Source organism: uncultured Pseudoteredinibacter sp. (genome assembly GCF_947500695.1).
Lineage (GTDB): Bacteria > Pseudomonadota > Gammaproteobacteria > Pseudomonadales > Cellvibrionaceae > Pseudoteredinibacter.
In genome coordinates this window covers 40,539-54,890 of the sequence record NZ_CANMSS010000002.1, presented here as the reverse complement: position 1 = coordinate 54,890, position 14,352 = coordinate 40,539, and the positions used below count along the sequence as shown (strand labels likewise).

12 protein-coding genes are annotated in these 14,352 nt (G+C 48.1%); 2 read left to right on the top strand and 10 right to left on the bottom strand.

Annotated features, from left to right (window positions below; genetic code table 11):
• Window positions 1-9 precede the first annotated feature (9 nt).
• The 8 genes from Q1A08_RS03970 to Q1A08_RS03935 form a co-directional block, all read right to left on the bottom strand.
• Window positions 10-783, bottom strand: coding sequence for a transporter substrate-binding domain-containing protein (locus Q1A08_RS03970; protein ID WP_299770044.1), 774 nt, complete (start codon window positions 781-783; stop codon window positions 10-12).
• A 290-nt stretch (window positions 784-1,073) separates the two neighbouring features.
• Window positions 1,074-2,279 (bottom strand): acetyl-CoA C-acyltransferase, encoded by a 1,206-nt coding sequence (locus Q1A08_RS03965; protein ID WP_299770041.1) that lies wholly within the window; start codon window positions 2,277-2,279, stop codon window positions 1,074-1,076.
• A gap of 1 nt (window position 2,280) precedes the next feature.
• Complete coding sequence (locus tag Q1A08_RS03960; RefSeq protein WP_299770040.1) at window positions 2,281-3,192, bottom strand: nitronate monooxygenase; 912 nt, start codon at window positions 3,190-3,192, stop codon at window positions 2,281-2,283.
• 37 nt (window positions 3,193-3,229) lie between these two features.
• The gene (locus Q1A08_RS03955; RefSeq protein WP_299770038.1) at window positions 3,230-3,679 is read right to left on the bottom strand and encodes a PaaI family thioesterase; all 450 of its coding nucleotides are present in this window, start codon (window positions 3,677-3,679) and stop codon (window positions 3,230-3,232) included.
• Between the two features lie 13 nt (window positions 3,680-3,692).
• A complete protein-coding gene (locus tag Q1A08_RS03950; protein WP_299770036.1) occupies window positions 3,693-5,228 on the bottom strand; it encodes an AMP-binding protein in 1,536 nt (511 codons plus the stop codon).
• Window positions 5,225-6,484: a thiolase family protein gene (locus Q1A08_RS03945; RefSeq protein ID WP_299770033.1), complete on the bottom strand. Its 1,260-nt coding sequence runs from the start codon at window positions 6,482-6,484 to the stop codon at window positions 5,225-5,227. Before Q1A08_RS03945 ends, Q1A08_RS03950 begins: the two co-directional genes overlap by 4 nt.
• Before the next feature lie 67 nt (window positions 6,485-6,551).
• A complete protein-coding gene (gene paaN, locus Q1A08_RS03940; protein WP_299770030.1) occupies window positions 6,552-8,228 on the bottom strand; it encodes a phenylacetic acid degradation protein PaaN in 1,677 nt (558 codons plus the stop codon).
• A 162-nt stretch (window positions 8,229-8,390) separates the two neighbouring features.
• The gene (locus Q1A08_RS03935; protein ID WP_299770028.1) at window positions 8,391-8,792 is read right to left on the bottom strand and encodes a rhodanese-like domain-containing protein; all 402 of its coding nucleotides are present in this window, start codon (window positions 8,790-8,792) and stop codon (window positions 8,391-8,393) included.
• A gap of 111 nt (window positions 8,793-8,903) precedes the next feature.
• Here Q1A08_RS03935 and Q1A08_RS03930 point away from each other — a divergent pair, with 111 nt between their 5' ends.
• Complete coding sequence (locus Q1A08_RS03930) at window positions 8,904-9,860, top strand: helix-turn-helix domain-containing protein (RefSeq protein ID WP_299770025.1); 957 nt, start codon at window positions 8,904-8,906, stop codon at window positions 9,858-9,860.
• 128 nt (window positions 9,861-9,988) lie between these two features.
• Entirely contained in the window at window positions 9,989-10,921 is a 933-nt protein-coding gene (locus Q1A08_RS03925) for a helix-turn-helix domain-containing protein (RefSeq protein ID WP_299770022.1), read from the top strand.
• Between the two features lie 63 nt (window positions 10,922-10,984).
• Here Q1A08_RS03925 and Q1A08_RS03920 read toward each other — a convergent pair whose 3' ends face one another.
• Together Q1A08_RS03920 and Q1A08_RS03915 are read right to left on the bottom strand one after the other, a co-directional pair.
• Window positions 10,985-12,103, bottom strand: a complete 1,119-nt coding sequence (locus Q1A08_RS03920; protein WP_299770019.1) for a PepSY-associated TM helix domain-containing protein — start codon at window positions 12,101-12,103, stop codon at window positions 10,985-10,987.
• A 57-nt stretch (window positions 12,104-12,160) separates the two neighbouring features.
• Window positions 12,161-14,227: a TonB-dependent siderophore receptor gene (locus Q1A08_RS03915; RefSeq protein WP_299770016.1), complete on the bottom strand. Its 2,067-nt coding sequence runs from the start codon at window positions 14,225-14,227 to the stop codon at window positions 12,161-12,163.
• Window positions 14,228-14,352 lie beyond the last annotated feature (125 nt).

The following is a 14,352-nucleotide window of genomic DNA, read 5'->3' as shown; positions in this document are numbered from 1 at the left end:
ACGACTTTGTTAACTACCTTGATGATGGCGGTCTGCAAGAACACTTTCTTGTAATCCATAGGCCGCCTTCAAATCATCAATCAATGCTTTATTTTCCTTAAGAAAGATATTGAACCTTTCCAATAAGCCCTTGTGCTGAATGCTGGACAAGCGAAAGCCAACCACCGTCAGTGGCAGGGCTTCGTCCATTTGTAATTCTCCGGGATGGCCAATTTTATCCAAAATATGCTGTGTTACGCTGTATTCAATATCAGCGCCGTCTGCTCTGCCACGCAATACCATTTTAATGGCAATTTCGGCTGTGCTTGTTTCTATCAGTTGTAACTTTTTCTGTTGATGCAGCTTTTGCCATTTAGTGGGAACAAAACCTTGAGGAAAAGCAACCGAGCGAAAATTATCTAAGCCAACTTCTTGTCGTTGGCGGTGCACCATGGTGCCATAGACCGCCATAGTCAGCGCCCGACTAAAATTCATTCCATGCAGATGGCGCTCTTCGTTTTTGTGCCAGCGGGCGTTGTCGGGATAAACAAAGTCGACATTACCTTTACGCAGCTCTGACTGTAGACGTTTTAATGGCAGGGGGACATATTCAAGGCTTATATTGTTTTGCTCAGCGAAGGTTTCGAAAACAGCCCAGGCATAGCCCTTGTCTTTTCTACCTGTAAAATTGTACTGCGGAGAATAATCAAAATCTTGGGTGCCAATGCGATAGTGCTCTTTTGCACTTGTTGTTGCAGCTGCACTGAGAGTGAGAATACAAACAGCTAGGGTTCTAATCCGCATCGCTTTGGCCATTTACGGGTGATAAATGATTATTGCGCCACCACGGAAAAATCGCAAGCTAGTGGAGGGGCTGAAGTTCATCCGGAAATAATAATGATAAAGACTGAACCCAAGCCGAACAAATTTCAGACAGATTTGTCTATTTTAAAATTTTGCTTTTGTGTCACAAAAATCAAATGATTGAGACGAAAATAAGTGAACGCTACGCCAAAACAATTTAGTTGATTTTGTAAAATAAATTTATGGTCGTAGCGTTTTAATTTTAAACGTTAATCTTACTGTTTAGGTTTCTAGACGCGCTCAACTAGCATTGCCGTGCCAATGCCGATTGCACCACTTACGGCAACCAAGGCCAGCGTTTTATCCTGGCGTTCTAGCTCGTCTAAAGCCATGCCAACTAACATGGCGCCGGTTGCACCCATAGGATGACCAAGAGATAAGGCACCCCCATTCACATTGTATTGATCATCTTGTAAATCAAAGTGACGCTGACAATGAATGCTGGTTGCGGCAAATGATTCATTAAACTCCATTAGATCAATATCTTTTGCGGTCATATTGTGACTGGCTAGGAGCTTTTCAGCGGCGTCGATGCCGCCAGTTAACACTAAGCGAGGATCGCCACTGGCATTGGCGAAGCCTAAAACCCTACCGCGTGGTTCCAAGCCTAATGCATCGGCACTTTCTTTATTGCCGAGTAAGTTCAAGGAAGCACCATCAACCATGCCAGGTGAGTTACCTGCGTGGTGAATATGGTTGATCTCATCAAGTTCTTTGTACTGTGCAAGTAAGGCCTTATCAATTCCCATAGCACCCATTTTTGCAAATGAAGGCTGCAACTCGGCTAGTTTTTCTAGTGTGCCGCCAGCCCGCGGGGCATTATCGCTATCGATGGTGCCGTGTTCGGTTTCAATGGCAACAATAGAGCGCTTAAAGCGGCCTTCAGCAATAGCTGTGCAGGCGCGCTCTTGGCTTCGCAATGCAAAGCTGTCCGCTTCTTCACGACTAATTCCTTGCAGGCTAGCAATTAAATCAGCGCCAATGCCTAGGGGGAGATTATGAGCGGCTGTGGCGATTTGCGGGTCCATAAAGCCGGGGGCTTTATCGCTCATCATGGGCGTGCGTGACATCATTTCCACGCCGCCAGCCAATACCGCTTGGTCGACACCCATACTAATTTTACCCGCCGCAATCGCCATGGCATCAAGTGCCGAGGTGCAGTAGCGGTTTATAGTCATGGCGGGCAAATGAATCCAGCCTGCAGTGTTAGCAGCGAGCTTTGCCACATTGGCACCTTGTTCACCTGTTTGGGTGGCGCTACCTAAAATCATATCGCCAGAAGCTTTCTTGGCACCGGGTGCACGATTGCTAAGCTCGTTTAGCAGGGGCAGCATAATTTCAATCGAAGAAAGTCCCGATAAACCTGTACCTGCTTTGGCTTTCGTTCTTGGGCTGCGCAAGGTTTCATAAATATATACATTATCTAAGGCGTTCATTTTATTTTCCTCGAGCTTGTTGGTATTCGCTGATGAGTTTGGCGCTGAGTTCGGCGATACTCTGTACTGATTGGCTGGCACCAACCCCTTGGCCAGCTGCCCAAATATCTTTCCACTTTTTCGCATCAGCGCCGGCTTCAGCAAAATTAATACCGGCAGCGCTTGGCATATTGCGTGGGTCGTAGCCGGCTTGAATCAATGAAGGAATCATCCAATTGGCTTTTACGCCGGTAATCGCATCAGAAATCATAATGTCATCCGCACCGCAATCGACCACCATTTGTTTGTAGCCATCTTGCGCCATGCTTTCATCCGTTGGAATAAAACGCGTTCCTAGGTTAGCCATATCGGCGCCCATGATTTCCACAGCATGAATGTCGGCGCCACTAGAAAGGCCGCCACCGAGAATCAATAAGCCGTCCCAAAACTCTCGTACTTCACGCACAAACACAAAGGGAGAAAGATATCCGGTGTGGCCGCCAGCTCCTGCTGCAACTAGTACTAGGCCATCAACACCTGCGGCGACGGCTTTTTTAGCAAAGCTTGGCGATATAACATCGGCAACCACAATGCCGCCGTAAGCATGCACTTCTTCAATGACATGTGCCGGGCTACCTAAGGCAGTTACCACGATAGGTGGTTGATGCTTCTTAATCATTTCCAAGTCAGCATCGCGACGAGGGTAAGACGGGTGAACAACAATATTGACTGCCCAGGGGGTATCACCGAGTTCAGTTTTAATTTGTGTCATCCACTCATCAAGTATCTCTGTACTTCTGGCATTGGGGGTGGGGAAGCAGCCCAATAGGCCAGCTTTAGAAGCGGCAATAACCATTTCTGGCCCACTGATTAAAAACATCGGCGCACACATGGCGGGAAGTTTTAGTTTGTTTAGTAGCTCTTCACGATTCATAGTGTTTCTCTTAAAGCGTAGCTTTCGTTAATTGGTCTTAAATTTTCATGGCTGAGCCAATAGCTCGCGCGACCAGTTTTCCGGCTTGGTTGTGGATGGTACCGGCGGTCGCCAAGGTGCGGCGGCCGGCATTTTCAACTTCGGCTCTAACGGTGAGTACATCTTCAGCGCTCGTTACCGGGCGAATAAATTTGGTGGTGATATCTGTCATAGTGTGACGCTCGCCAACATCCAACAAAGTCATCACTGCGGCTCCCATCGCTGTATCCAATAAAGTGGCCATAATGCCGCCGTGTAAGGTGCCAATCAGATTTACATGGCGATCTTTCAAGGTGTACTCGTAAATGACGTAGCCTTCGCCGTATTCTTTGACGGTATAGCCTAGGTTTTCCGCCATGCCACCGCGGCTGGCCATGGCTTCAAACTTCTCGATCTTTTCTTTACCGCTTAAGTTTTCTAGCTGATTAAAATTAATTAAATCGCTCATATTTGGAACCTGCTTAAGTATCTGAACAAGTATCTGGATAGATCAGTGCTTTTACTTCACGCTTCACAACTTTACCAACCGGGTTGCGAGGTAGCTGCGCTAGGCGGTGGAAGCTTTTTGGCGTTTTAACGGCTCCAAGTTCCGCTTTGAGCTGCTGGCTCAGGTCGTCGTCACTTAGGGCGAAATTGTCGTCTACACAGATGGCGGCCTCTACGCGTTCGCCCCAGTAGTCATCAGCAACAGAAATAACGGCGGCTTCATTAATGCCTGGGATTTCACTCAGTATATTTTCTACTTCCGCCGGATAAACATTAAAGCCGCCACTGATAATAAGTTCTTTGGCGCGGCCCTGTAGAAACAGATAGCCTTTGTCGTCGATGTAACCAAGATCGCCAGTGTAAAGCCAGCTATCTTTGATAGTCTCTGCGGTTTTTTCGGCTTCTTCAAAATACCCGGCCATAACAATATCGCCGCGGCTGATAATCTCGCCCGTTTCCCCTGACGTTAAATGCTTTCCATCCTGATCGACCGTGGCGATTTCGCTGTATAAACAGGCTTTACCAACTGAGCTTTGCAGTTGTGCTTGGTTCATATCGCTGGCCGTCATCGCCGTGATGGTCATTGGTGCCTCGGTCTGGCCGTAAACGGTAGAAAGCTTGGGTCCAAAAAAATCGATTGCCTGGCCGATTCTTTCTGGCGGCATGGGCGCGGCACTATAGGTTAAATGGCGTAAGTTTGCGAAATCGCTTTTAGCCTCTTCGCCACAGTCCATAATTTTGTAAATCAATGTCGGCGGCATAAAACTGACTGTGGCGCCGCGTTCACGAAATGCCTGGCGAATCAAATCTGTATCTGGCTGTGGTAATAACACTTGCCCACCGCCAACCGCTAGCAAAGGCAAAATATAGTGAGAGCCGCCGTGAGTTAAAGGCGCTACAGCAAGATTGCCATCGCCATTGTTAAATTCAAACAGCGCTTGCATATTTTCAACCACCGCCGCCACATTGCGATGACTTTGCATAACGCCTTTGGGCTCGCCCGTGGTACCGCCAGTGAATTTAATACCAAAGATATCATCTTGCTTTGCGAGGGCAGGGCTGAATGCTTTACCGCGATAAGGCGCGCTGAGTTCTTGGCTACTGCCGGCACCCGATTGGCGCAAATATAATCGCTGTGCAGGGTAGTCGGCTAAGGTAGCTTCGCTTTGAGCATCAACCAAGACTAGGCGAGGTTGGCTTTTTTGCAGTAGCTGACGGTTTAGCTGCGCACCGTTTTTGGGGTTGATAGGTACCCAACAGTGCCCGGCCAATAGAATTGCCAAGAAACCTACAAGATGATCAATATGGTTTTGAGCACATAGCGCAACCCGGCTAGGTTCCGTGGCAAGCTCAGCTAAAGCAGCCGCCAAAGCTTCTGAGCGTAGTTGCAGTTCGCGATAATTGATCGTCTCTCTATCATCGCTGGCGGCAATGGCATCTGGGTTTAATTTAAAGCCGCGATAAACGTACTCTATCGGCAATGGTAGGGGCTGTGATTGTGCTGCGCTCATGACTGGCGCTCCAATACCGTGACAACGGTAGCGGCTTCTTCATTCTCATAAAAGCCACCACCGTTTTCGGCCACAGCAATTTTTGCACTTTCTACTTGGCGTTTATCCGCTTCCCCGCGTAACTGAGTGCATAGTTCATGCAGTTGCATAATGCCAGTAGCTCCTACCGGGTGGCCTTTTGAAACTAAGCCGCCCGATGGGTTCACGGGTGTTTTACCACCTAGCTTGCTGTCACCGTTTTGGGTGAAAGTGCCGCCCGCACCGATTTCACACAGGCCGAGGTTTTCAATCTGTTGAATTTCTGCGTAGGCGGTTGCATCGTGTACTTCAGCGACGTCGACATCTTGCCCATCAATACCAGCTTGTTCGTAAGCGCCCAGAGCGGCAATGCGGCCAATATGGTTGGCGAAGTCATCGGCAGCGCGATTTTTACCGCTGGCTAAATGGATGCCGCGTATCTTGATTGCGCGCTTGGGGTCGTAGCCTTTTTTCTGAAGTTTTTTTAATGCGCTGCTTGAGCACACTACCGCACAGGCTGCGCCATCGGATATTGGAGCACACATTGGTAAGGTAAATGGCCAGCTAATCAGGCGACCATTCAAAACTTCCTCGGTACTCATATCATTTTGATACTGCGCCAAAGGGTTCATGGTAGAGTGCCAATGATTTTTAGCAGCCGCCATGGCCAGTTGAGCTTGTGTCGTACCGAAGGTTTGCATATGCAGCCTGGCTTGGGCTGCATAGCTATCCATAAAAAAGCTACGTTGGCCGGTATCGACGTTCCGTAGCTCAGCGGGAATCATGTCTATCGCTGTTTGTTCAATGTTTTTGGTGAACTCTTCTAGGCGGTATATATCCGTGCCACCCATAAAAGCTTGAAACATGGCGTCACGTTTTTCAGGAAAAAACATTTTCTCAGCGCCAAGCACTAAAACTATTTCGGCCATTCCAGCGCGAATATGGGTGACCGCTTGATAAAGTGCAGAAGAGCCAGAGGCGCAGGCATTTTCCACATTGCAAATGGGAATAGATTCAAAGCCCAGCGGTCGCAAAGCAATTTGCCCACGAATGGTATTTTGCCCTTCTAACATTTGTTGGCGAGTGTTGGAAAACCAGGCGGCTTCGATATCATCAACGGTGGCACAAGCGTCGCTAAGCGCAAGTTTAACGGCTTCTGCACTCAAGTCTTTTACGCTGCGCCCGGGCATTTTGCCAAGCCCGGTCATGCCGATGCCCGCAATTACAATATCTTTCATAGTAGTGTCTTTTTTGAAAGCAGGAGCCTAGCAGACTGCTGGTGGCTCCTGTTATTAGCTGGGAAGTTTATCGGCGCATGACTTTGCTTTGTACGATACGGAAGCGGCTCGTTACAAATGCAAGATCAGCTAAGCAGGCATTACCCGCTGGGTTAAGGCCAGTTACATGAAAGTCACTATAGGCCGCAGCAAAGTTAATAGGCATGCCCATTAAATTACAGGCTACCGAAGCACCCGCTACATTGTAGGCATCTTGAGCTTTTTCTAAAAAGTCTTCATCGATACTGTAAACATGGGAGGTGATGGCGCCGCGCTCTTTGGCATCGCGGGTAGCAGCCGCTAAACAATCGTCGGCATTTTTACCTTTGATCATAAAGGAAATGGGACCGAACAGCTCCTCACGATACATATCGCTATCTTCATTGCTAACATCAATGATTAATGGCGTTGCGGTGCGAGCATTTGGGAAGCCTGGGTTTTCGTATGGGCCGGATTGACGCAAAATTTTACCGCGCTGCTCACCAAGTTCGCTTAGGCGATCAATGGTGGTGTAAATATTATCGTCCACCAAGGTGCCACATAAGAAGGCTGCATTTTTAGGGTTTTCCAAATGCGCCTCAACGGCATCGACAATCGCCTGGGAAACGTCGTCATAGCTAACTCGCTCGCCGTTTACCAAAATACCGTCTGCAGGAATATGAACATTTTGTACGCTGGTACACATTTGTGCTGAGGCTTGGCATAAGGAGTGTGCAATCGCCTTGGCCATCGCAGCAAGATCATCGGTAGATTCAACTACTACGGAATTACAACCAGCGGTTTCGGTGTAGACCAATTTGCCGTTACAGTTTTGCTCGATCCAGCTACCAAATTTCGGGCTGCCAGTGAAATCGATAATGGCGGTATCTGGATGCTCCAATAGCTCCATGGTTGCTGGCTCTTCGCGAGTATCGGCCACCATGGTAACGAGGTTTGGATCATAGCCTGCTTCGACAAGGATTTCGCGGCAACGGCTTACCATCAATGCGACAGGTAAAATGGCAGCTGGGTGTGGCTTCATAACAACTGGGTTGCCAGTGGCTAAGCTGGCGCATAATGCCGGGTAGCCATTCCATAATGGGAAGGTCGCGCAGCAAATAACCACGCCAACACCGCGCGGCATTAGGCGATAACGCTTGTCGAGTTTGGCAGCACCGTCGGCACCAAACTTGCGCTCCCAGTCGGCAGTTTCTGGAACATCTTTCATGGCTTTATAGGCATAGGCCAAGGCTTCCAGGCCGCGATCTAGTGCATTAGCGCCGGAACCCGCAAAGGCCATGATGTAGCTTTGCCCAGAGGTATGCATGGTGGAGTGAGCGTTCTCAAACAATTGCTCGCTACAGCGGTGCAGCATTTCCAAGCAAAGGCCCACACGTTCTTCAGTGCTGGTATTACGCCATTGGGCTTTCGCTTGATCGATATGTTGATATAACTCGGCAACATCGGCCTTTGGGTAAGTAATACCTAAAGCCTCTTTGGTATAGGGGCTCACTTCAGCGCCGGTCTGCCCTACGGTGGCAGGCTGCTCGAGTGGGTAGGGTTTGCCCAGCATGGCTTCGAAATTGGCCTTACCTGCTGCGGGGCGCTCGCTGCCGTGGATCTTGCTGCTTGGGCTTTCTTGATAGCCGGTCCAGGCGTAGCGCTTGGCGCAGGCGTCCATCGCTTTTTCCAGGGTGGCTTGGTGTTTCTCGAACCAGACTGACATGGCTTCTTCCTCGGCTAGTTGCTCAGAGATCATCATGCTCTTTTACTAGAGCTTGTTTTGTCAGTCCAATAATACAAGTTACATGGTCGTTGAGTAAAGTGCGGAGTAAAACTATGGCGCTGGAAAAGGCTAAATGGTGTTTCCAGCACCATTCTTATATTTCTATGAAACGCCCTCTACAAGGCTAAAGCCTTCGTCCAGCCAGCCACATACGCCACCGATCATCTTTTTAACCGGGCGCCCCAGCTTAGCCAGGCGAATGGCGGCTTTTTCGGTGGCGTTGCAGTGCGGGCCGGCGCAATACACCACAATAAGTTGCTCTTCAGGGAAGTTCTTTAGTGATTCAGCGTTAATTCTGGGATGGGGAAGGTTTTGTGATTCGGGCAAATGGCCCGCTTGAAAGGCTTCTTCGCCTCGCACATCAAGCAGGATAAAGTCCTTACGATTATTGCTTATTGCATGGTGAACATCCCAGCAGTCGGTTTCAAAAGCCAGTAGTGCTTCAAAGTGCGCAAGTGCATCGCTACTTGCAGCGGCAGGGGTTCGGGTGACGGCTGAAGACATATCGTTCTCCTTTTTGTGTTTAGGCTAGAGCTTGAATCTGGGGTTTATTTTAGAGTGCCTGCTGCTTAACGACTGCTGGCCTAAAAGTCATTATTCGTTAATAATCAGCCAATGTTGGATAAAAAGCCTATTTCCCGTCGTCTCGCCATTTTGCTGCCGACTCCAGTTTCTTTGTTTGAGCTGGGCTGCGCGGTTGAGCTGTTTTTATTGCCGCGCCCAGAGCTGGATAGCTGGTATCAAACAGAGTTGCTGGCCCTGCAGGCAGAGGCTATGCCGTCTCTCGGTGCTTTGCAGTTGCAGGCGCCGGTATTTGAAAGCCTAAGCCGGTTTGATGATGTACTAATCCCTTATTGGGGTATTGAGCAGCAGGCAGCTGAGCCCTTGATTGCAGAGTTACGTTCACTTTATAAGCGTGGTGGCCGGCTGTGGAGCTTTTGCTCTGGAGCGTTTCTTTTGGCGCAAACTGGCCTTCTGGAAGGGCGGGAAGTCACAACCCATTGGCGTTATCAGCAGCAGTTAATGGCTGACTTTCCGAGCTTAAATTATCGCGAAGATTGCCTGTATTGCTACGACGGGCAAATTGCCTGCTCGGCGGGCAGTGCGGCTGCCCTTGATCTTGGTTTGGAGATTATTCGCCAAGACTATGGCCATGAAGTGGCTAATTCGGTGGCTCGACGTTTGGTGAGTAGCCCGATAAGGCAGGGTGGGCAATCTCAGTTTGTGCATCGTCCGGTGAGTCGTCACCCTGATTTATTAGCCAGCAGCTTAGATTGGGCGTTAGAGCATCTGGCCGAGCCGATTAGCGTATCGGATTTGGCGCAGCAAAGTAAAATGTCGCGGCGCAGTTATGATCGCAAGTTTAGCCAGGCTATGGGCCAGAGCCCCAAGGCTTGGCTGCTGGCCCAGCGGTTAGAGCGGGCAAAGAGCCTTTTGGAAAGTGGGGGCTTGGGGATTGAGCCATTGGCTCAGCAGGCGGGTTTTGCTAACGGAACGAGCTTGCGTCACCACTTTCGTGGCCAATTTGGCCTATCACCCAGTGAATATCGTCGCCAGTTTCAAGGCAATTGATGAAATTCTTTACACTAGTGTTAAAATTTCAGCGTTTGTAATTCGCTTTGGACAGGACGTAAAAAGCGAAACATAAAGCCGCTGAGCGAAAAGCGTCTACGACCGGCTTAATTTTTAAGGAAACCTGCATGAGCGTCGCCAATTTAATTGTGATAAACCCCGTAGTAAAAAGCTTAGAGCTGCTGGGGGATCGCTGGACCATCTTGATTTTGCGCGATGCTTTTTTGGGGCGTCACCGCTTTGAAGAATTTCGCAGTCACACCGGCGCATCGCGTAGCACCTTGTCCAAGCGTTTGGAAAACCTTGTTGCCCAAGATGTGCTGTATAAAAAACCTTATCAAACTACCCCGTTGCGCCATGAATATCGCCTAACGAAAAAAGGCTTGGCCTTGTACCCCTGGGCATTATTAATTTGGCAGTGGGAGTCCCAATGGTGCAACGATCAGCATGAATTGCCACCGAAGCTGATTCATCGCCAGCCTGATGCACATGAGTTGCAGCCTCTGGTGGTATGCCGTCACTGTAAACAGGCGCTCCATATTACGGATGTTGAGCGTCGGGTTTTGGAAAATGCCGAAGAAAACGATTTGCAGGCCTTAAAAACCATTGGTAATCAACGTCGCTCACGCGGTGGACGCGGCGCTGAAGAAGATGCGAGCTTGGGCCATATCACTGACATTATAGGCGATCGCTGGGCCAGTCTGATTTTGGCTGCGGCCTTTATGGGCTTGCAGCGCTATGATGATTTTCGTCGCCAATTGGGTATTGCTACCAATATCTTGGCGGACCGCCTAAAGCGCTTAAGTGAAGCGGGCGTGTTTGATCGTATTGAATATCAAACCAAGCCACCGCGCAGTGAGTATCAATTAACGGAAAAAGGTAAAGCCTTGTACCCATTTACCATGATGATGCGACAGTGGTCGATCGATTGGCTGGGCGGTATGGAAGATGCGCCTTTCCAGTTGATCCACAAGCCCTGCGGCCATGAACTGGCCGTAGATGTGATATGTGGAAGCTGTTCTTCAGTGCCAGATCCAAAGGATGTTGGTTATCAAACTTAGTTTTTAAGTTAAAACCACGCTGTTTTTAGCAGTGTGGTTTTTTACCTTAAAGATTAAGCGGGCTTATCGTTTAATTCGAGCGGGCTTTCTGCGGCGCTTTAACCAAACGATAAAACCAGACAGCGCCAAAAGAAAGGGTGCAAGTCCAAAAAAACTCCACGCAATTTTACTAGCTAATCCGGCAAATGAGCCGAAGTGTAATTCTCTAAAACTGTCAAAAACCTGAGCCGTTACACTCGCTTTTCGGCCATCAAATGCCAAAACCAAATCTCCGTTTTCCGCTTTATAATTAACCGTAGATGAATAGTTGCTGGCGAATGGATTATTGCTTGCTTGAAAACCGAATACCGTAATGTCCACTTCGGGCTCAAATGGGTATAACAAATAGGTGGGGGTGAACTGATCTAGTTGCAGTTGGCTGTCTAACAAGATTTGTTGGAAATCAACGCTGTCACCATAAAGCTTTTCTTGTGGCTCGAAGTGGGGCTCATCTCCGTGCTCGAAGACCTCATGGTAATAAGCGATGGTGTTGAAGTAAATTCCGGTAACTCCAAGAATCAATAGCACCGGCGATGACCAGGTCCCGGCGAGGCGGTGAAGATCTCCACTGAAAACACGAATAGATCGACCGCGACGTAATAAGAAAAGCTGTTGCCAAAATTTACGGTGAATAATTAACCCGCTGATGCCTAGAAAAGTGAAAATTAGTGCGACGACTAAGCCGATGAAAGTTCCCCATTGAGAATCTTCATGGCCTATGCCGTTTAACAAAAAAGTGTAGTGTAAGCTGACCAGCCAGTCTGTAAGTTGACTTTCCATTACTGCAGGATTATCTAGAATTTTCCCTGAAAATGGATCTAAATGGACTTTGTACCAATCATGGCTACCCTTTTTTACTAGGAAAACGCGGTCGGCTTCTATGCCATCGTTAAAGATTTCCCAAGAACCAATGATGAAACCTGGAAAGGAATTCTCTACATGTGCCTGGAGCCTATTATGGTCGATTCGCTCCAAAATAGAGCTTTGTTGTGGGCTATAATTTAGGCTGGCCACTTGTGGCATTAGCCATTGATCGATCTCAGCTTTGAAAACAAGAATACTGCCGGTAATTGAGATGATGATAATGGGGAGCAATGCGGCCAGTGCCAAATAGCTGTGATACTTTAAAAGTTTTTTACGCATCTTGGCTTCTCACGAAAGCGCCCTGATAAATCAGGGCGCATTATTATTGTAGTGTTTTTAAAACTTGTAGTTTACAGAGGCCGAGATATTACGAGGCGAGCCGTAATAAGCTTGATCCCAGTACAAGCTGCTTAGGTATGTTTTATCTGTAGCGTTAGTCACGTTAAGCGAAAAGCTAATGTCCTGATTAAGTTTGTAGTGGGCAGCAAGATCAATAGTGCTGTACGCATCTTGTTTGACGAAGCCTAGTGGAGTTGTTGTGTCATCTTGATGTTTGATGACGGCGCCAATGCGCAAACCTTCTACGGCGGGAATGTCATAACTGGCTGATACTTTTAATAACTTTTCAGGAATAAATGGACGAGCATCTTGTCCTTCTTCTTCAATATCTACTACCGTATAGCCGGCACCGATATTCAAGCCATCAACAATCTCACCAGAGAATTCTATCTCATAACCTTCACTCTCGAGTGTGGCGCCCCGATATGTTGCTACATTTTGTGCATTGCGACCAATGAATACACCGAAGTTACTTTGCTCAGAACTAAAGCGAGCGATGGTTAAGGTTGCTCTTTCATCGTTGAAGGATTTTTTGAAACCAAACTCTGTAGACTCACCCAGTGTAGGACCAAGTGGTAGAAGATCTGTGTTTAGCCAAGTTTGCTGCTTAAACACTTCGGTATAACTGGCGTAGAACACCAACTCATCCAAAATGTTCCACGTCAAACCGTAATAGGGCACAGTTTCTTTGGCGTTGGCATTCGATTGGCCGCCATAACTTAAACCAGACTGTTCCAAGTCGGTGTTTCTGGCGCCCAATAGCAGCGAAAGGTTATCCATAACGTTGATACGTGCGGCTGCATAGAAAGCTTTCTGTTTTAAGTCAACATCGCCCACTTGGGTAGCAGGGTTATGCACAGTGAAATTCGGACGGGGAGTGTTACCTGCTGCCCAATCACTGCCCAGCACAACGATGCCGCCATCGGAGCTGATAGATTTTTGCTTAATGTTCGTATCAGAGTGACTATAACCAATAACGATTTGATGCTCTTGACCAAAAGCGTCGATATTACCTGTGAAGAATAGCTCTCCATTTTTTTGATCTTCATCGCGAAGATATCGACTAGGGCTGCCTGCAAGGCCTAGGCCAGTTGTTGGGTCTGGCTGACCAAAAACATAAAACAGCTCTGACTCTGTTTCGCTAGTGTTTTGTACAAATTGAGCGTCGAAGCTCCAGTTTTCGTTAAGCTCTTGGCTGTACTCAACAAAAAACTGCTTTTGAGTGTTTTCGGAAAAAGTCCAATCCGGAGCAGTACTGGTAGAGCGGTCATAGTGCACTTGCTGACCAAGAGCGTTAACTAAAGGTAGGGCGCCCCAAAGTACAGAATCCGAATCTGAGTTGTTATAGCTGTAACCTACATGCAACTGGCTGCTGTCGGTAACATCAAAACGTAATATACCGTAGCCCAAAGTGTTCTTAGCTTCGTGACGATCTAAATGTGATTCGCCTTGGTCGTAGGCAGCTACAACACGGCCGCTTACTCGATCGTTGATTGGAGAGGATACGTCGACTTCAGCACGGCGACCGCTCCAGCGACTTACGCTTAATGAGGTAGAGCCCTGGAATTCATCTGTTGGGCGTTTACGCACATAATTTACCGTGGCCGAAGGGTTGGCCAAACCAGTTACTAAACCAGCTGCGCCCTTAATCAATTCCACTTTTTCATAAAGTGCCGTGTCTTGCAGGCCGCTGGCATTACCCGAAATAAAAGGGATACCAACACCGTCGTACTGGAAGTTAACGACATCAAAGCCGCGGGCGGTGAAGTAGGTGCGGTCTGTTTCGACTTCTTCAACTGTGATACCTGGGGCGTAATTAAGTACATCTCTTAGACTATCCAAACCAAAATCTTTGATTTGAGCCGCCGATATTGAGGTGACTGTTTGGGGCGTTTCCATAACGGTCAGGTTCAGCTTGGTGGCCGCGTCAGTCTTGCCTGGCTCGCCATACACATAGACCTCCTCAATTGGAGATTCATTGTTTGACTCTGTTTGTGCCCAGCTAGGTGCAGTAGCAGCGACAGCTACGGCAGCAGCCAGTGCATGGCGTGCAAAATGTTTCATTACGTTTCCTTAATATAAGTGAGCATCTAAATGATAATGATTAGTATTAATATTGTATTTGTGTGGGTCTGATTTAGCAATGGTTATGGGGGCTCAGTATTCTTAGCTGTTGCTCGTGATTATCG